This is a genomic window from Bosea sp. Tri-49 (assembly GCF_003952665.1).
GTDB lineage: Bacteria > Pseudomonadota > Alphaproteobacteria > Rhizobiales > Beijerinckiaceae > Allobosea.
In genome coordinates this window covers 5,871,651-5,888,466 of sequence record NZ_CP017946.1, presented here as the reverse complement: position 1 = coordinate 5,888,466, position 16,816 = coordinate 5,871,651, and the positions used below count along the sequence as shown (strand labels likewise).

Genomic DNA, 16,816 nt, shown 5'->3' with positions numbered 1-16,816 from the left:
GAAAGCTCCTTCGTAGACCTCAGGCCACCGGGCCCGGATCGCGCACGGCCTTGTAGGTGTGGATCACCTGATTGACCGGGATGCCCCCGGTGCCTTCCTTGATCTCGTTGACGTAGATGTCGAGGATCGCCTGGTTGTTGCGCGGATCGAACGGCATAGGGCCGAACACCGTCTCGACCTCCTTGGCGAGCAGCGCTTCCTTGACCTTCTCCTTGTTGGAAAGGTCGCCCTCGACGCGCTCGACTGCAGCCTTGATCACCTGGCCGGTGACATAGCCGGCCGTGCCCATCTCGCCGGGCATGACGTTGCGGGCCGCCTGATAGGCCTTGGTGAAGGTGGCCGAGCTCGGCGCCGTCGGCGACTGGTTGCAGGTGTTGAGCCCGCCGAGCGCCGCTTCCTTCACCGCCGAGACGACGTCTTCCTGGTCGAACAGCGCACCGCCGCCGATCAGCTTGACCTTGCCGGACAGCCGGTACTCGCGCATCTGGCGCAGGAAACGCACTGCGTCGGAGCCGGCGAAGAAGGAGTAGATGAACTCCGGCTTCTCGGCCGCGATCGTGGTCAGCAGCGGCCCGAAATCGGTGGTGCCGAGCGGCGCCCAGAGCTGCTTGCCGACCTTGCCGCCCTGCTGCTGATAGGTCGCGACGAAATCGCCGATATATTCGCGCCCGGCGGCATAGTCGGCGCCGATGGTCATGCAGCCGGTCTTGCCGAGCTTCTCATACGCCCAGAGCCCGGCGGTATGGCCGAGCATCCAGTTGGTCTTGGTCGGGCGGAAGACGAAGGGGCTCGCCGCCTTGCGGGCGAGATCATTGGCCGAGCCGGCCGAGATGAAGGTCAGCGCCTTGGCCTCGGTCACGACGTCGCGGACGGCAAGCGCCACCGCCGACGAGATCACGCCCGAGACGATGTCGACATTGTCCTGCCCGAGCAGCTTGCGGAACTTGCGCACGCCTTCATCGGGCTTGGCCTGATCGTCCTCGACGATCAGCTCGACAGCACGGCCGGCCAGCTTCCCGCCATTCTCGGCCAGGAACATCTGCATGCCGGCGCGCATGCTCTCGCCGAGCGCCGTGAACGGGCCCGACAGCGAGGTCACCAAACCGATCTTCAACGGCCTGTTGGCGCTCTGCGCCAGAGCCGGTGCACCGATCGCGCCGGAGAGGGCGGTGGCGCCTGCAGTTGCGAGGAAGTTGCGGCGGGACAGCGGAAAGCGCTCGGTCATGGGACGTCCTCCAACGGGGCGGTCTTGGCGCCACTCGATTGGCCGGCATCCGACCAGAACGGCTTCGGCCTGTCAATATTATTTCGAAATTTTTTCGACAAGTCGAATCCCCTCGCGCGACCTTCTTATAGAGAATTGCTTTAATTATACGGTTTAAAGGGATTTCTCTAAGCGGCTCCCGTGTCGTCTGGATTGTAATTTCGAAATTTAATGGTAGAGAGGGCTATCGACAACAGGAACTCCGCGCTCCCGGCATGTCCAATTCCGACAAGACCCTGGCCGACCGGACCTACCGCCAATTGCGCGGCGATATCGTCAATGGCCGCCTGGCCGCCGGCAGCAAGCTGAAGCTCGAAGGTCTGGCGCAGGACTACGCGGTCGGCATGTCGCCGTTGCGCGAGGCCCTCGCCCGGCTGATGGGTGACCTGCTCGTCGTCTCCGAGGGGCAGCGCGGTTTCTGGGTCGCGCCGCTCTCGCTCGACGAGCTCGACGACGTCTCGCGCGTCCGCGCCCTGATCGAGACCGAGGCGCTCAACGCCGCGATCCGCAATGGCGATGCTGCGTGGGAGCGCGAGGTCACCGCAGCGTTCGAGGCGCTGGCGGCGGTCGAAGCGCATCTGCCGCATACCAGCGAGGCGCTGCCGCCGGGGCAGATCGAGATCTGGGAGGCGCGCAATCGCGCCTTCCATGCCGCGCTCGTCTCCGCTGCCGGCTCGCCGATGCTGATCAAGCTGCGCGATCTGCTCTACCAGCAGTCCGAGCGCTATCGCCGCGTCTCGCTCAACGTCTCGCGCGGCTGGCGCAACGTCCATGACGAGCACCGCGCCATCTACGACGCGACCATGCAGCGCAACGCGCTGCGGGCCTGCCGGATGACCGAGCTGCACCTGTCGCGCACCGCCGAAGAGGTGCGCAAGGCGATGGCCGCGCTTGCGCGGGACGACGATGCTCCCGGAGACAAAGCGTGAGCGGCTTCGATCTGAGCGGCCGGACCATTCTGGTCACGGGCGCGGCCGGTGGCATCGGCGCGGTGACGGCGCAGGTTCTGGCGGGCCTCGGCGCAAAGCTCGTCCTGACCGACCGCATCTCCTGCGCGGCGACGATCGCGGGGCTCGGCGAGAAGGCGGGCGCGGCCCGCGAGATTGTCATCGACCTGCTCGACGACGAGGCGCCGCGGCGCCTGGCCGAACAGGCCGGGCCCATCAATGCGGCCGTCCTCGGCGCCGGCATCTACCGCCCGGTCGATTGGGATGCGGATGGCTGGGAAGAGGTCGCGGAGACGACCTTGTCGCTCAATCTGATGGCGCCGATGCGCCTGGCGCGCGAGCTCGTGCCCGCCATGGCGGCGCGCGGCGGCGGGCGGGTCGTCCTTGTCGGCTCGATCGTCGCCGCGACCGGCGGTTCCTTCCCAGGTGTGGGCCCGCATTACGCCGCCTCCAAGGGCGGCCTCCACACGCTGGTGCGCTGGCTCGCCGCCCGCTTTGGCGGGCAGGGCGTGCTGGTCAACGGCGTCGCGCCGGGGATCACCGACACGGCCATGGTCGGCGTCCACGACCTTTCGGCCGCGCTGGCTAAGCATCCGCTCAGCCGCGCCGCCCGTCCGGAAGAGATCGCCTGGCCGATCGCCTTCCTCTGCTCACCCGCCGCGAGCTTCGTCTCCGGGGCCATCCTCGATGTGAATGGCGGCGCGATGATGCGCCCATGACGACAACAACAGACCGGGAGTGAAACGATGAACAGCGCCGTTCCGCGCTATCAGGGCGCTGCTGTCAGCGCCGAGACCGCCCGCCTGTCGCATTTCATCGACGGGCGTTTCGTACCGGCCGGCCGCAGCAGCTTCGAGAACCGCAATCCGGCGACCGGCGAACTGATCAACCTCGTGCCGGAGGCCGACTCGGCCGCGGTCGACGACGCGGTCAAGGCGGCGAAGCGCGCCCTCAAGGGTCCGTGGGGCAGGATGAGCGAGCAGCAGCGCTCGGCCATCCTGCGCAAGGTCGCCGACGGCATTATGGCCCGCTTCGACGATTTCCTTGCCGCCGAGGTGCTCGACACCGGCAAGCCGAAGAGCCTCGCCTCGCATATCGACATTCCGCGCGGCGCCGCGAACTTCAACGTCTTCGCCGACCAGGTGCTGACGCTCTCGACCGAGACCTTCCGCATGGCGACGCCGGACGGCGCCGGCGCGCTGAACTATGCGATCCGCGGACCGCGCGGCGTCATCGCCGTGGTCTGCCCGTGGAACCTCCCGCTGCTGCTGATGACCTGGAAGGTCGCGCCGGCGCTCGCTTGCGGCAACACCGTCGTGGTCAAGCCCTCCGAGGAGACTCCGACCACGGCGACCATGCTCGGCGAGATCATGAACGAGGCCGGCGTGCCGCCCGGCGTCTACAATGTCGTCCACGGCTTCGGCGAGGACAGCGCCGGCGAATACCTGACCAGCCATCCTGACGTCGACGGCATCACCTTCACCGGCGAGACCCGGACGGGCGAGGCGATCATGCGGGCGGCGTCCAGGGGCGTACGGCCCGTCTCGCTCGAGCTTGGCGGCAAGAACGCCTCGCTGGTCTTCGCCGATTGCGACATGGACAAGGCGATCGAGGGTGTGACCCGCGCCGTCTTCGCCAATTGCGGCCAGGTCTGCCTGGGCACCGAGCGCGTCTATGTCGAGCGGCCGATCTTCGACGAGTTCACGCAGCGACTGAAGCAGGCGGCTGAGAAGCTGAAGCCCGGCAACCCGTTCGAGGCCTCGACCACGCTCGGCCCGCTGATCAGCCAGGTCCATCGCGACAAGGTGCTGTCCTACTACGCCAAGGCGAAGGCCGAGGGCGCCGAGATCGTCACCGGCGGCGGCATTCCCGATCTCCCCGCCCCCTATGCCGCCGGCTCCTTCGTCGAGCCGACGATCTGGACCGGCCTCTCCGAGGACTCGGCGGTGATGCGGGAGGAGATCTTTGGCCCCTGCTGCAACATCGTGCCCTTCGACGAGGAGGACGCGGTCGTCGCGCTGGCGAACGACAGCCCCTATGGGCTCGCGACGTCGATCTGGACCGAGAACCTGACGCGGGCCCATCGCGTCGCCGCGCAGGTCGAGGTCGGCATCACCTGGGTGAACTCCTGGTTCCTGCGTGACCTGCGCACGCCCTTCGGCGGCTCGAAGCAGTCCGGCATCGGCCGCGAGGGCGGCGTGCACTCGATGGAGTTCTACACCGAGCTGCGCAACGTCTGCATCAAACTCTGACGGCTTCCCGCTTTCAACTTCAAATCCGGCGGTAGCAGGCAGCGACCGCCCTCTGCCATCGCGACACAGGACAAAATGCCATGCTGACCGAAGCCCAGCGCGCGCAGGTGGTGCGCTCTTTGCTGGAGAGCCACCGCACCAAGAAGCAGGGCGAGCGCCCGTCCCAGATGTTCCCGGAGATCAAGATCGAGGACTCCTACGCGATCTCCTCGGCGGTGGCGCAGGAGCGCGTCAAGGCCGGCGCCCGCATCATCGGCCACAAGATCGGCCTGACCTCCAAGGCGATGCAGGCCTCCTCGAAGATCGACGAGCCCGATTACGGCTATCTCTTCGACGACCTCATTCTGAACGACGGCGCCAAGGTGCCATTCGAGAATTTCTGCGTGCCGCGCGTCGAGCCGGAGCTGACCTTCATCCTGAAGGAGCCGCTGAAGGGCCCGGGCGTCGGGTTGATCGACGTGCTCAGGGCGACGGAATACATCGTGCCCTCGATCGAGATCATCGATGCGCGCGTGACCGAGCCGCGCAAGATATTCGACACGGTGGCCGACAACGGCGCGGCCGCCGGCATCGTTCTCGGCGGCAGGCCGGTCCGGCCGGAGGATGTCGACCTGCGCTGGGTCGGCGCGATCTTCTATCGCAATTCGGAGATCGAGGAGACCGGCCTCGCAGCCGGCGTACTCGGCCACCCCGCCATGGCGATCGCCTGGCTCGCCAACAAGCTCGCGCCGTTCGACATCACGCTGAAGCCGGGCGATTTGATGCTCTCGGGCTCCTTCACACGGCCGGTCTGGGCGGCTAAGGGCGATACGCTGCACGCCGATTTCGGGCCGCTCGGTAGCGTCTCCGTGCAGTTCGTCTGAGAGGAAACGCCGTGGACCTGCCCCGCAACGCCTTCAAGGCCGCCCTCGCCCGCGGCGAGCTCCAGATTGGATTGTGGAGCAGCCTCTGCAGCCCGATCGTCGCCGAGATCATCGGCCATAGCGGCTTCGACTGGATTCTGGTCGATACCGAGCATTCGCCGAACGAGCCGCCGGCCGTGCTCGCCCAGCTCCAGGCCCTGCAGGCCGGCACCGCAACCCCGATCGTGCGCCCGGCCTGGAACGATCCGGTGCTGCTGAAGCGCCTGCTCGACATCGGCACGCAGGCGGTGCTCGTGCCCTTCGTCCAGAACGCTGAGGAGGCGGCGAAGGCTGTCGCTGCCTGTCGCTATCCGCCGGCCGGCATCCGCGGCATCACCGTGAGCGGCCGCGGCAGCCGCTATGGCCGTGTGCCTGATTATCTCAAGCGCGCCGATGCCGAGATCTGCGTGCTGGTGCAGGTCGAGACCGGCGAGGCCCTGAGCCAACTGGAGGCGATCGCCTCCGTCGACGGCGTCGACGGCGTCTTCATCGGTCCCGCCGATCTCTCCGCCTCGCTCGGCCATATCGGCAACCCCGGCCATCCCGAGGTACAGGAAGCGATCAAGGGGGCGGTCGATCGGTTGACCGCCGTCGGCAAGCCGGCGGGCATCCTGACCCCGTCCGAGGCCGACGCCCGCCGCTATATCGAATGGGGCTATCGCTTCGTCGCCGTCGGCTCGGATCTCGGCCTGCTGACGAAAAATGCCGACGCGCTGGCGAAGGCGTTCGCCCGCTAGATGCGAGCTGGCCGGTCGGCTTGCACCGCAAGCTGACCGGAATGGACTCTAGCCCGGCTTGATGCCGGCTTCCTCGACCACGCGATTGGCGCGCAGGGTCTCAGCCTCGATGAACTTCGCGAAGCTCGCGGCGTCCTCGGTCACGGCTTCGGCGCCAAGCGCGGTCAGCTTCTCGACCATTTCGCGATCCTTCGAGGCCGCCTGCACCGTCGCGTTGACGCGCTGCACCGTCTCCGCCGGCAGGCCTTTCGGTCCCCACAGCCCATACCAGAGCGTGAAGTCGATATCCGCCAGCCCGAGTTCGCCGGCGGTCGGCACGTTCGGCAAGAGCTTGCTGCGCTGCGCGCCCATGATCGCGAAGGCGCGGACCTTGCCGTCGGCGATGAACGACAGGGCCGAGCCGAGCGGGGCGACCATCAGCGGGACCTGGGCGGCGACCACGTCGGTGATCGCCGGAGCGGTGCCACGATAATTGACCAGTTCCGCGCTCGTGCCGGTGCGGCGCTTGAAGCTCTCGGTGGCGAGATGGCCCATGCTGCCCAGCGCCGAATTGGCGAAAGTGTACTCGGTGGGCTTGGCCTTCATATCGGCGATCAGTGCCGGCATGGTCGCGGGCGTCTTGGTCGAGCCGATCAGCACCATCGGCGAGGTCGCAAAGCGCGAGATCGGCGTGAAATCGCTCAGCGGATCGTAGGAGACGCTGCGCATGACGTGCTTCGCCATGATGTGGATGTCGGCGTTGGTCAGATAGGTCGTGCCGTCGGGCGCGGATCTTGCCACGTCAGCTGCCCCGAGCGTATTGCTGGCGCCGGCCTTGTTCTCGATCACCCAGGATTCGTCGAGCGCGGGAGCGATCCGCTGGGCGTAGAGCCGCCCGATGACGTCGATGGCGCCGCCCGCAGCGGCGGGCACGACGAGCCTCACGATCTTGCGTTGGGCCAGGGCGGCCCGGGATGTGAGCGCGCTGGCGGCGAGCGCAGCCAAGGCGGCGCGTCTTGTGATGATCACCAGGGTTTCCTCCAGATATGGCCGCCTTGCCGGCGGTTCTCGATTCACGTCGAAAGGTCGGTCTGCGATCCCGATCTCGTCTCGGAATGGGCCCGCCAGCGATGGACGCTGGCGGCTCCCGCAGGTCGCCCCGTCAGGTAAGAACGCATACTTATTATCAGTATGCACCACATCTCAGACCTGTCAAACCGCAGGCTTACGAACCCCGAGACATCGAAGCTCGTGAAACTGCCCTGACGGCGATCTCGATGAGGAAATGCCCGGCGATCAGGCCGCGTCGGAGGAGCGAACCGCGTCAAGCCGCAGCGGCACGCGCGAGGCGTCGTTGTTGAGCTCGACCAGCTGCCCGAGCATGCGCATGAAGGCCTCGCGATCCTCCGGCGCCAGCGGAGCGAGAATGCGCTCCTGGGCACGCTGCGCCAGCGGCTCGGCCTCCAGCAGGATGCGTTCGCCCTTGGGCGAGAGATGCAGAACCTTGATGCGCTTGTCGTCCTTGCTGCCCGAACGCAGGATCAGCTCTTTCGCCTCCATCCGCTCCAGCACATTGCCGAGCGTCGAGCGATCGAAGGCGACGAGAGCCGACAGGCGGGTTGCATCGATGCCGGGATTGTCGCGCACCGTGACCAGCGCCGCGAACTGGACGGGGGTGAGGTCGACCGGCGCACATTCCTCGAGGAAGATCGAGACGGCAATTTGCTGCGCACGCCGAATGAGATGGCCGGGCATATGATAGATATCGTCCATCGGCATCGTCGCTTTGCTTTGTGAAACAGCAGCAGGTCTCGCCGCTCGGATTTCAGCACTTTAGGTTCTTCGCCACCCGGCTCAGGCGAATATTGCCCGGCCAGATCGGCGAGCTTCCGCTATAGATCGTATGCTTTCATTCCGTAAGCGGTCAAACTGATCCCGGCGCCGCGCCCCAGAACGACGGCATATCTCGATCACCCCACCGACGCCGCGACTCCGCCCTACCGGAGCGTCGTAACACCGACGCCACCGGCCCGGTTGACAGCCGAAAATCTGCGCGTATCCTGTTAATCAGTATACGGACGATCTATCAGAGATCGAGCAGATGGGAGGACGGCCCAGCGATTTCCGGCTGCGGGAATCCGCGGTGCCGCATGCACCTTCGCACCTCATCGATCCCCTCTGATCATCTGCGCTGGCACGGCGGACCGACTGCTGTACCGGCACTGGCTGGCCTGTAGAACGCTTCGATCAAGGCGATTTCGGAGAGACCGACCTATGTGCACTTCCGACCATGGCAACCACCCCATCGCCGTCGACGTCGCCGACACGGCCACAGCTTCGGTCGCGCCCTCACAGCAGATCATCGAGGACCTCGTCGCGGCCAATCACATCCTGTTCGATCAGGGCGTCGTCGATGCGTTTGGTCATATCAGCGTGCGCCATGACGGCCGGCCCGATCGCTTCCTGCTCGCCCGCAACATGGCGCCGAGCCGGGTAGAGGCCGAAGACATCGTCGAGTTCACGCTCGACGGCGAAGCGGTGAATGCCAACGGCCGCAAGGTCTATCTCGAGCGCTTCATCCACGCAGAGATCTTCCGCAAGCGTCCCGATGTGATGGCCGTGGTTCACAACCATTCGCATTCGATCGTGCCGCTGAGCGTGGTCAAGGGCACGCGGCTCAGGGCGATGTTCCACATGGCGGGCTTCGTCGGCCAGGGCGCTCCCGTCTTCGAGATTCGCGAAGCCGGCGGCGACGCGACCGACCTCCTGATCAGCAACAATCATCTCGGCCGCGCCCTCGCCGAGCATTTCGACGGACACGACATCGTCCTGATGCGCGGCCATGGCTCGACCGTCGTCGGTGGCTCGATCAAGCAGGCGGTCTACCGGGCCGTCTATGCCGAGCTCAACGCGCGCTACCAGCTCCAGGCGATGCAGCTCGGCGAGGTCACCTATCTCACCGAGGGCGAAAGTCGCGCCTGCGTCGCCAGCATCGAAGCGCAGGTCCATCGCCCTTGGGAGATGTGGCTCGAACAGGCCCGCGCCCGCCGGCGCTGACGGCGTCCGGCCAACGCAAGCACCTCGATCATTCCGCCTCGTTGAAGGGGGCTTCCATGCAGTTTCATCTCAACGGCTTTCGGACCGGCGATCCCGCCGTCTCCGAACCCGCCACCGATCTCCCGGCGTCCTCGGCCAGCACCTCCCTGCCGACGGAGGTCGACGTCCTCATCGTCGGCTGCGGTCCCGCAGGCTTGACGCTGGCGGCGCAATTGGCCGCCTTTCCCGAGATCACCACGCGGATCGTCGAGCAGAAGCCCGGGCCTCTGGAGCTGGGCCAGGCGGACGGCATCGCCTGCCGCACGATCGAGATGTTCGACGCCTTCGGCTTCTCCGAGCGCGTCCTGAAGGAGAGCTATTGGGTCAACGAGACGGTGTTCTGGAAACCCGACGCGAAGAGGCCGGAGGCCATCATCCGCAGCGGCCGGATCCAGGATGTCGAGGACGGGCTCTCCGAATTCCCGCATGTGATCCTCAACCAGGCGCGTATCCACGACTTCTTCCTCGACGCGATGCGGCGCTCGCCGAGCCGGCTAGAGCCGGACTATTCCCGGCGCCTGCTCGATCTCCAGATCGACAACGCGTCATCGCGCCCGGTGACCGTAAAGCTGGAGCGTGTCGATCCGGCGCATGAGGGAGAGGTCGAGACCGTCAGGACGCGCTATGTCGTCGGCTGCGATGGCGCGCGCAGCGCCGTGCGCAAGTCGATCGGGCGAGCGCTGGAGGGCGATTCCGCCAACCAGGCCTGGGGTGTCATGGATGTGCTCGCCGTCACCGACTTCCCGGATGTCCGGCTGAAGGCGCTGATCCAGTCCGCCGGCGAGGGCACGATCATCATCATCCCCCGCGAAGGTGGTTATCTCATCCGCATCTATGTCGAGCTCGACAAGCTCAGCGAGAACGAGCGGGTCGCGAGCCGCAATATCGGCGTCGAGCACCTGATCGCCGCGGCGCAGCGCATCCTGCGTCCCTACTCGTTCGAGGTGAAGGAGGTCGCCTGGTGGTCGGTCTACGAGATCGGCCAGCGCCTCTGCGACAAGTTCGACGACGTGCCGGCGGAGGAGGTCGAGCAGCGCCTCCCCGCCGTCTTCATCGCCGGCGATGCCTGCCATACCCACAGCCCGAAGGCCGGCCAGGGCATGAACGTCTCGATGCAGGACAGCTTCAACCTCGGCTGGAAGCTGGCCGCGGTCCTGCGCGGGCAATGCCCGCCCGGGCTGCTGCACAGCTACTCGGCCGAACGCCAGGCGATCGCCAAGGAATTGATCGATTTCGACCGCGAATGGGCGAAGATGCTGAGCGCGCCTCTGAAGACCTCGGAAAGCGGAGATGGCGTCGATCCCAAGGAGGTCGAGGCCTATTTCGTCAGGCACGGCCGCTACACCGCGGGCACCGCGACACGCTATGCGCCCTCGATCCTGACCGGCGAGCCGACCCATGCCGCACTGGCGACAGGACTACCGATCGGCGCGCGTTTCCACTCGGCGCCGGTGGTTAGGCTCGGCGACGCCAAGCCGGTTGAGCTCGGCCATGTCGCGCAGGCTGATGGCCGCTGGCGCCTCTACGTTTTCGCCGACCGCACCGATCCGTCTTCGGGCACGTCGCGCCTGCGTGCCTTGTGCGACTTCCTTACGGATTCGCCCTCGTCACCCCTGCGGCGACATACGCGGCCCGGTGACGATGTCGATGCGGTCATCGACCTGCGCGCGATCCTTCAGCAGGCCCATCGCGACGTCGCCGTCGATGCCCTGCCGAGCCTGCTTCTGCCACGCAAGGGTCGCCTCGGCCTGATCGACTACGAGAAGGTCTTCTGCCCCGACTTTGGCAGCGGTCAGGACATCTTCGATACACGCGGCATCGATCGCAAACGCGGTTGCCTGGTGGTCGTGAGGCCCGATCAGTACGTCGCCAATCTGCTGCCGCTCGACGACCACGCAACTTTGGCCGCCTTCTTCGCCGCGTTCATGAAGGGCCAAGCTTACCGCTGAACGTTTTTTAAAGAGAACGATACACCCGCAAACCGCCTCTTGGCCCTTCCCTCCAATAAGAGGGGCGTAGAGTTTTTGACCCGAGAAGACAAATCTTCTTCGGCCACTGCGCTCAGGGTAATAAACAACCCTCTCCATCTGTTCTTTAAAAAGAACATTCTCGTTGACGCTTGCGCTGTCGAGCCGCAAGTTTCGGCATGGCTCAGCGCGGCCTGGGACACGGGCCGCCGCAGCGTTTTCGGGAGTTCGAGATGGCGATTTGGAACAACCTCTTGTCGCGCCGGCAGGCGGCCGCAGTGATGGTCGGCACGGCGCTGTCGTTCGGCATCACCAGCGCGGCTTCGGCTGCCGAGGGCCAGCTGCGCATCGCCAAGCAGTTCGGCGTCGTCTACCTGCTGCTCGATGTCGCCGCCGAGCAGAAGCTGATCGAGAAGCACGGCAAGGCGGCCGGCGTCGACATCAAGGTCGAGTTCCTGCAGCTCTCCGGCGGCGCCGCGGTGAACGATGCCTTGCTCTCGAACTCGATCGAGATCGCCAGCGCCGGTGTCGGCCCGCTCTTCACGCTGTGGGATCGCACCAAGGGCAAGCAGAGCGTCAAGGGCGTCGCCTCTCTCGGCAACTTCCCCTATTATCTCGTCACCAACAATCCGAACGTGAAGACGATCGCCGACTTCACCGACAAGGACAGGATCGCCCTGCCCGCCGTCGGCGTCTCCGTGCAGTCGCGCATCCTGCAATGGGCCTCGGCCAAGCTCTGGGGCGACAAGGAATTTGCGAAGCTCGACAAGATCAGCGTCGCCCTGCCCCATCCCGAGGCCGCCGCCGCGATCATCAAGGGCGGCACCGAGATCACCGGCCATTTCGGCAACCCGCCCTTCCAGGAGCAGGAGCTGGCCGAGAACCTGAACGCCCGCATCGTGCTCAAATCCTACGATGTTCAGGGCGGGCCGGCCTCCTCGACCGTGCTCTACGGCACCGAGAAATTCTACAAGGAGGCGCCGAAGACCTATCGCGCTTTCCTCGACGCGCTCGACGAAGCCGCGAAGTTCATCACCGCAAACCCCGAGCAGGCGGCCGATATCTACCTCAAGGCCAATGGCGGCAAGGGCGACCGCAAGCTGCTGCTCCAGGTCATCAAGAATCCCGAGGTGACCTTCAAGGTCGAGCCGCAGAACACGCTCGGCCTCGGCCAGTTCCTGCATCGCGTCGGTGCGATCAAGAACGAGCCCAAGGCACTGTCGGACTACTTCTTCACCGATCCGCGCATCACCGCCGGTAGTTGAGCCGGCATGACGCTCGTCGCCGAGAGACGACCGCAGGGCGGTCCGCTGCCCCTGCCCGCTCGCACGGCTGCACCGGCCGGCGAAGGACAGGCTTCGCCTGCCTTGCTAGCTCCGCTCCTCCAGGTCGACGGCGTCAGCCTCGAATACCGCACGGCCGAGACGATCGTGCGTGCCACCCACCGGGTCGGCTTCGATGTCTATGAAGCCGACCGCTTCGTGCTGCTCGGTCCGTCCGGCTGCGGCAAGTCGACCCTGCTCAAGGCGGTCGCCGGCTTCATCGCCCCGGTCGAGGGCGAGATCAGGCTCGGCGGCCGGCCAGTCAGCGGACCCGGCCCCGACCGCATCGTCGTCTTCCAGGAGTTCGACCAGCTCCCGCCCTGGAAGACCGTGCTGCAGAACGTCACCTTCCCGCTCACGGCCTCGCGCACGCTTCCGCGCCGCGAGGCTGAAGAGCGGGCGCGCCATTATGTCGAGAAGGTCGGCCTCGCCAAATTCGCCGACAGCTATCCGCACCAGCTCTCCGGCGGCATGAAGCAGCGCGTCGCCATCGCCCGCGCACTCGCCATGCAGCCGAGCATCCTCCTGATGGACGAGCCCTTCGCCGCGCTCGACGCGCTCACCCGGCGCCGGATGCAGGAGGAACTGCTGGCGCTCTGGGACGAGGTCCGCTTCACCCTGCTCTTCGTCACCCATTCGATCGAGGAAGCGCTGATCGTCGGCAACCGCGTCGCGGTGCTCTCGCCCCATCCCGGCCGGCTGCGGGCCGAGTTCAACAGCCACGAATTCGATCTCGCGAGCACAGGCGGCGCCCCATTCCAGGCCGCCGTCCGGCGCTTGCACGAGCGGCTCTTCGAGCATGAACAGGCCGGCGCAGAAGAGGCGAAGCCATGAGCCTCGCCCAGCCACCGATCCGGCCGGAATATGACCAGCCGCTGCCGCCCTTTGTCGCGACAGCACTCGAGCGTCAGCGTCCGCTGCTCGAGCGCCTCGCCGGGCAGGGCTGGCTGCGCAAGGGCCTGATCCTCGTCGTCCTCGCCCTTCTCTGGGAGGCGCTGGCGCGCTGGCAGGGCAACGAGCTCCTGCTACCCACCTTCCTCGCCACGGTCCAGGCTCTGGTCGAAGGGCTCGCAAGCGGCGAATTGATCGAGCGCGCCCGGCTCTCGCTGATCGTGCTGGCGCAGGGCTATGCTGCCGGGCTGACGCTCGCCTTCCTGCTGACGACGCTGGCGATCTCGACGCAAATCGGCCGCGATCTGCTCTCGACCCTGACCGCGATGTTCAACCCGCTGCCGGCGATCGCGCTCCTGCCCTTGGCGCTGCTCTGGTTCGGACTCGGCTCGGGCAGCCTGATCTTCGTGCTGATCCATTCGGTGCTCTGGCCGGTTGCGCTCAATACCTTCGCCGGTTTCCAGGGCGTGCCCGAGACGCTGCGCATGGCCGGCCGCAATTACGGACTCACCGGCCTGCGCTATGTCTTCGGCATTCTCGTACCGGCGGCGCTGCCCGCGATCCTGTCGGGCCTCAAGATCGGCTGGGCCTTCGCCTGGCGCACGCTGATCGCTGCCGAGCTCGTCTTCGGCGCGTCCTCGGGCCGTGGTGGCCTCGGCTGGTACATCTTCCAGAACCGCAACGAGCTCTATACCGACAAGGTCTTCGCCGGCCTTCTCCTGGTGATCCTGATCGGCCTCACTGTGGAGAACCTCGTCTTCGCGGCGATCGAGAAAACGACGATCAGGCGCTGGGGCATGGCGCGCTGATGCCGCTGTCGCTCGCACTGACCCATGCCTTTCTGCACGGATCTCCATCCATGACCGCTGCCCTGCACTTCGCCGACACCCCGCCTGCCGCACTCTCGGAGGTTTCCGCCGGCGCCGACGCAGAAGCGCTGCTGCGGGCGCGCTATCGCGCCGAGGGTCAACCAGAGCCTGCGCATTGGAACGAGGTCATCGGCCAGATCCTGGCGCATCGCTCTGTGCGCTCCTACAAGCCCGACCCGCTGCCCGAAGGCACGATCGAGACATTGGTCGCGGCTGGGCAATCCGCCGCCAGCTCCTCCAATCTGCAGACCTGGAGCGTGGTCGAGGTCTCGGACCCCGCCCGGAAGGCACGCCTCGCCGATGTCACGGGCAATCAGAAACACATCCTCCAGGCGCCGACGCTGCTGGTCTTCCTCGCCGATCTCAGCCGGCTGGACGCGCTCGGTGCCGCTCGCGAGCATGCGGTCGACGCCCTCGACTATCTCGAAACCCTGTTCGTCGGCATCATCGACGCCGCACTCGCCGCGCAGAACGCGGTTCTGGCTGCCGAGAGCCTCGGCCTCGGCACAGTCTATATCGGCGCCCTGCGCAATGACCCCGAACGCGTCGCCAGGGAACTCGGACTGCCGCCGAAGGTGTTCCCCGTGTTCGGCCTGTGCGTCGGCTATCCCGCCCCCGAGGTCGTCACCGGCATCAAGCCGCGGCTTTCGCCCGCCCTTGTCCTCCACCACGAGCAGTACGGTGCCGGCTACGCACCGGAACCGGTCGCGGCTTATGACGGGGCGATCCAGGACTTCCAGGGCGAACAGAAAATCCCGCAGGTGCCGTGGTCGCGCCAGGCGCTCGCCCGCGTCACCGGTCCGCAATCGCTGAGCGGGCGCGACCGCATCCGCGATGCATTGACCGCGCTCGGCTTCGCGCTGCGTTGAGGTGCACTCGCAGCCGCAGCGCTATACTGGTGCGGGACTGGAATGACGGAGCCCCGTTTCCGCGGGATCGACGATGAGCTGGATTGAAGCCACCTATCATCTACGCGGCGCGCCTGAGGAGGCCGAAGCGCGCGCCAGAGCAATCGCCGTCGAGCAGAGCATCGAGATGCCGCCCGAGGCGGTCGACGACCCCTTCGTTCTCGGCGAGATCCTCGGCCGCGTCGTCGCGGTCGAGCCCAAAGGCAACGGCCTGCATGCGATCTGCATCCTGCTCTCGGCGGCGACGGTCGGCGATGACGCCGGCCAACTCCTCAACATGCTGTTCGGCAACTCCTCGCTGCACGATGACCTGACGCTCGCAAACTTCGCTCTGCCGCCAGAGTTGCGCGCCGCGCTCGGCGATGGCCCGCAAATCGGCCTCGACGGCCTGCGCCAGCGTGTCGGCGCCACAGGGCGGGCCCTGACCTGTTCGGCCCTGAAACCGCAAGGATTGCCCCCGGCGGAGCTGGCACGCCTTGCGGAAGCCTTTGCACTGGGCGGCATCGACTACGTCAAAGATGATCACGGGCTGGCGACACAACGCTACAGCCCGTTCCCGCGGCGCGTTGCTGCCTGCGCCGCCGCGGTGCGCCGTGCGGTCGCGCAGACCGGTCATCCGACCCGCTATGTGCCGAGCCTCTCCGGAAGCCTCGACGCCGTGCGCGAGCAGTTGCGCATCGTCACGGAGGAAGGGCTCGACACGGCGATGGTCGCGCCGGCGATCCTCGGCCTCTCCAACGTCCAGGCGCTGAGGCGCGACTATCCGCAGATTGCGTTCTTCGCCCATCCGAGCCTGGCGGGCGCGGCCCGGATCGATCCGGCCTGCCTGACCAAGCTCTGGCGGCTTGCCGGCGTCGATGCGGTGATCTTCCCCAACCATGGCGGCCGCTTCGGCTACTCCGCTGAGACCTGCCAGCGCATTGCCGAAGCCGCGCTCGCGCCCGAGCCCGGGCTCGCAGCGAGCGCTCCTGTTCCGGCCGGCGGCATGAACGTCGCGCGCGTGCCGGAGATACTCGACTTCTATGGCCGCGACGTCATGCTGCTGATCGGCGGCAACCTGCTCGCCGAGGGCGACAGATTGAGCGAGGCCACGGCCGCGTTCGTCGCCACGGTCCACCAGCACTCGCAAGCGCAAGCCCTGGCACAAACCCATGCCTGACACGACCAAGGATGCTCCCAACCTGCGCCGGCATGAAGGCGGCTTCGCCTGGCAGGGTGTCGAACGGCTCGCCTACAAGCAGGATGGCGGAGCGCCCTTCCGCGACGTCTCGCGCCAGATCCTGTTTTCGCGACCCGACCTCGCCGGCGAGCTGCGCTATTTCGAGGTCGCCCCCGGCGGCCACACCACGCTGGAACGCCACGGCCATGTCCATGGTGTCGTCATCGTACGCGGCCGTGGCCGCTGCCTCGTCGGCACGCAGGTCAGCGAGATCGGCCCGCTCGACCTCGTCACCATTCCCGGCTGGACCTGGCACCAGTTCAAGGCCTCGCCCGACGAACCGCTCGGCTTCCTCTGCCTGGTCGACGCCACCCGCGATCGCCCTGCCCTGCCGACGCCTGAGGAACTGGAGACCTTACGATCCTCGCCAGAGGTCGCCGCCTTCCTCGACGGTTGAGCGCAGCCGGCGCCGCTATCGCAGCATCATCACTAAAAGGCGGCTGCCCGCAGAGAGCACCGTTCT

16 protein-coding genes are annotated in these 16,816 nt (G+C 66.6%); 13 read left to right on the top strand and 3 right to left on the bottom strand.

From position 1 onward, the window contains the following. Window positions 1-19: 19 nt before the first annotated feature. Window positions 20-1,225, bottom strand: a complete 1,206-nt coding sequence (locus BLM15_RS28395; protein WP_126115889.1) for an ABC transporter substrate-binding protein — start codon at window positions 1,223-1,225, stop codon at window positions 20-22. Window positions 1,226-1,479: 254 nt separating this feature from the next. On the opposite strand from BLM15_RS28395, the gene BLM15_RS28390 reads away from it, so the two are divergent. From BLM15_RS28390 to BLM15_RS28370, 5 genes are all read left to right on the top strand, one after another. Beyond that, complete coding sequence (locus BLM15_RS28390; RefSeq protein ID WP_126115888.1) at window positions 1,480-2,193, top strand: GntR family transcriptional regulator; 714 nt, start codon at window positions 1,480-1,482, stop codon at window positions 2,191-2,193. After that, complete coding sequence (locus BLM15_RS28385) at window positions 2,190-2,930, top strand: SDR family NAD(P)-dependent oxidoreductase (RefSeq protein WP_164547675.1); 741 nt, start codon at window positions 2,190-2,192, stop codon at window positions 2,928-2,930. The genes BLM15_RS28390 and BLM15_RS28385 overlap by 4 nt, the downstream gene beginning before the upstream one ends. A gap of 27 nt (window positions 2,931-2,957) precedes the next feature. Beyond that, the gene (locus BLM15_RS28380; protein WP_126115886.1) at window positions 2,958-4,463 is read left to right on the top strand and encodes a 2-hydroxymuconic semialdehyde dehydrogenase; all 1,506 of its coding nucleotides are present in this window, start codon (window positions 2,958-2,960) and stop codon (window positions 4,461-4,463) included. A gap of 80 nt (window positions 4,464-4,543) precedes the next feature. Next, entirely contained in the window at window positions 4,544-5,326 is a 783-nt protein-coding gene (gene hpaH, locus BLM15_RS28375) for a 2-oxo-hept-4-ene-1,7-dioate hydratase (RefSeq protein WP_126115885.1), read from the top strand. Between the two features lie 11 nt (window positions 5,327-5,337). Then, complete coding sequence (locus BLM15_RS28370) at window positions 5,338-6,102, top strand: HpcH/HpaI aldolase family protein (RefSeq protein WP_126115884.1); 765 nt, start codon at window positions 5,338-5,340, stop codon at window positions 6,100-6,102. A gap of 48 nt (window positions 6,103-6,150) precedes the next feature. Here the strand turns inward: BLM15_RS28370 and BLM15_RS28365 are convergent, their stop codons facing one another. Both BLM15_RS28365 and BLM15_RS28360 read right to left on the bottom strand, forming a co-directional pair. After that, complete coding sequence (locus tag BLM15_RS28365) at window positions 6,151-7,110, bottom strand: Bug family tripartite tricarboxylate transporter substrate binding protein (RefSeq protein ID WP_126115883.1); 960 nt, start codon at window positions 7,108-7,110, stop codon at window positions 6,151-6,153. 267 nt (window positions 7,111-7,377) lie between these two features. Next, window positions 7,378-7,854: a MarR family winged helix-turn-helix transcriptional regulator gene (locus tag BLM15_RS28360; protein WP_442859407.1), complete on the bottom strand. Its 477-nt coding sequence runs from the start codon at window positions 7,852-7,854 to the stop codon at window positions 7,378-7,380. A 501-nt stretch (window positions 7,855-8,355) separates the two neighbouring features. Between BLM15_RS28360 and BLM15_RS28355 the strand changes: the two genes are divergently transcribed. From BLM15_RS28355 to BLM15_RS28320, 8 genes are all read left to right on the top strand, one after another. Continuing rightward, entirely contained in the window at window positions 8,356-9,138 is a 783-nt protein-coding gene (locus BLM15_RS28355) for a class II aldolase/adducin family protein (RefSeq protein ID WP_126115881.1), read from the top strand. A 56-nt stretch (window positions 9,139-9,194) separates the two neighbouring features. Then, complete coding sequence (locus BLM15_RS28350; protein ID WP_126115880.1) at window positions 9,195-11,126, top strand: FAD-binding monooxygenase; 1,932 nt, start codon at window positions 9,195-9,197, stop codon at window positions 11,124-11,126. A 251-nt stretch (window positions 11,127-11,377) separates the two neighbouring features. Continuing rightward, window positions 11,378-12,409 (top strand): ABC transporter substrate-binding protein, encoded by a 1,032-nt coding sequence (locus BLM15_RS28345; RefSeq protein ID WP_126115879.1) that lies wholly within the window; start codon window positions 11,378-11,380, stop codon window positions 12,407-12,409. 6 nt (window positions 12,410-12,415) lie between these two features. After that, window positions 12,416-13,300, top strand: coding sequence for an ABC transporter ATP-binding protein (locus tag BLM15_RS28340; protein ID WP_126115878.1), 885 nt, complete (start codon window positions 12,416-12,418; stop codon window positions 13,298-13,300). Beyond that, window positions 13,297-14,166: an ABC transporter permease gene (locus BLM15_RS28335; RefSeq protein WP_126115877.1), complete on the top strand. Its 870-nt coding sequence runs from the start codon at window positions 13,297-13,299 to the stop codon at window positions 14,164-14,166. The genes BLM15_RS28340 and BLM15_RS28335 overlap by 4 nt, the downstream gene beginning before the upstream one ends. Before the next feature lie 50 nt (window positions 14,167-14,216). After that, the gene (locus tag BLM15_RS28330) at window positions 14,217-15,095 is read left to right on the top strand and encodes an NADPH-dependent oxidoreductase (RefSeq protein WP_126115876.1); all 879 of its coding nucleotides are present in this window, start codon (window positions 14,217-14,219) and stop codon (window positions 15,093-15,095) included. A 73-nt stretch (window positions 15,096-15,168) separates the two neighbouring features. Then, a complete protein-coding gene (locus tag BLM15_RS28325; RefSeq protein ID WP_126115875.1) occupies window positions 15,169-16,293 on the top strand; it encodes a RuBisCO large subunit C-terminal-like domain-containing protein in 1,125 nt (374 codons plus the stop codon). After that, complete coding sequence (locus BLM15_RS28320) at window positions 16,286-16,750, top strand: cupin domain-containing protein (protein ID WP_126115874.1); 465 nt, start codon at window positions 16,286-16,288, stop codon at window positions 16,748-16,750. The genes BLM15_RS28325 and BLM15_RS28320 overlap by 8 nt, the downstream gene beginning before the upstream one ends. Window positions 16,751-16,816: the final 66 nt, after the last annotated feature.

What these genes read in the sequence shown, in the direction of transcription:
- BLM15_RS28395 (WP_126115889.1), bottom strand. Translation starts at nt 1,225, where the DNA reads ATGACCGAGCGCTTTCCGCTGTCCCGCCGCAACTTCCTCGCAACTGCA.
- BLM15_RS28350 (WP_126115880.1), top strand. Translation starts at nt 9,195, where the DNA reads ATGCAGTTTCATCTCAACGGCTTTCGGACCGGCGATCCCGCCGTCTCC.
- BLM15_RS28345 (WP_126115879.1), top strand. Translation starts at nt 11,378, where the DNA reads ATGGCGATTTGGAACAACCTCTTGTCGCGCCGGCAGGCGGCCGCAGTG.
- BLM15_RS28325 (WP_126115875.1), top strand. Translation starts at nt 15,169, where the DNA reads ATGAGCTGGATTGAAGCCACCTATCATCTACGCGGCGCGCCTGAGGAG.
- BLM15_RS28340 (WP_126115878.1), top strand. Translation starts at nt 12,416, where the DNA reads ATGACGCTCGTCGCCGAGAGACGACCGCAGGGCGGTCCGCTGCCCCTG.
- hpaH (WP_126115885.1), top strand. Translation starts at nt 4,544, where the DNA reads ATGCTGACCGAAGCCCAGCGCGCGCAGGTGGTGCGCTCTTTGCTGGAG.
- BLM15_RS28390 (WP_126115888.1), top strand. Translation starts at nt 1,480, where the DNA reads ATGTCCAATTCCGACAAGACCCTGGCCGACCGGACCTACCGCCAATTG.
- BLM15_RS28320 (WP_126115874.1), top strand. Translation starts at nt 16,286, where the DNA reads ATGCCTGACACGACCAAGGATGCTCCCAACCTGCGCCGGCATGAAGGC.
- BLM15_RS28330 (WP_126115876.1), top strand. Translation starts at nt 14,217, where the DNA reads ATGACCGCTGCCCTGCACTTCGCCGACACCCCGCCTGCCGCACTCTCG.
- BLM15_RS28355 (WP_126115881.1), top strand. Translation starts at nt 8,356, where the DNA reads ATGTGCACTTCCGACCATGGCAACCACCCCATCGCCGTCGACGTCGCC.
- BLM15_RS28335 (WP_126115877.1), top strand. Translation starts at nt 13,297, where the DNA reads ATGAGCCTCGCCCAGCCACCGATCCGGCCGGAATATGACCAGCCGCTG.
- BLM15_RS28360 (WP_442859407.1), bottom strand. Translation starts at nt 7,854, where the DNA reads ATGGACGATATCTATCATATGCCCGGCCATCTCATTCGGCGTGCGCAG.
- BLM15_RS28380 (WP_126115886.1), top strand. Translation starts at nt 2,958, where the DNA reads ATGAACAGCGCCGTTCCGCGCTATCAGGGCGCTGCTGTCAGCGCCGAG.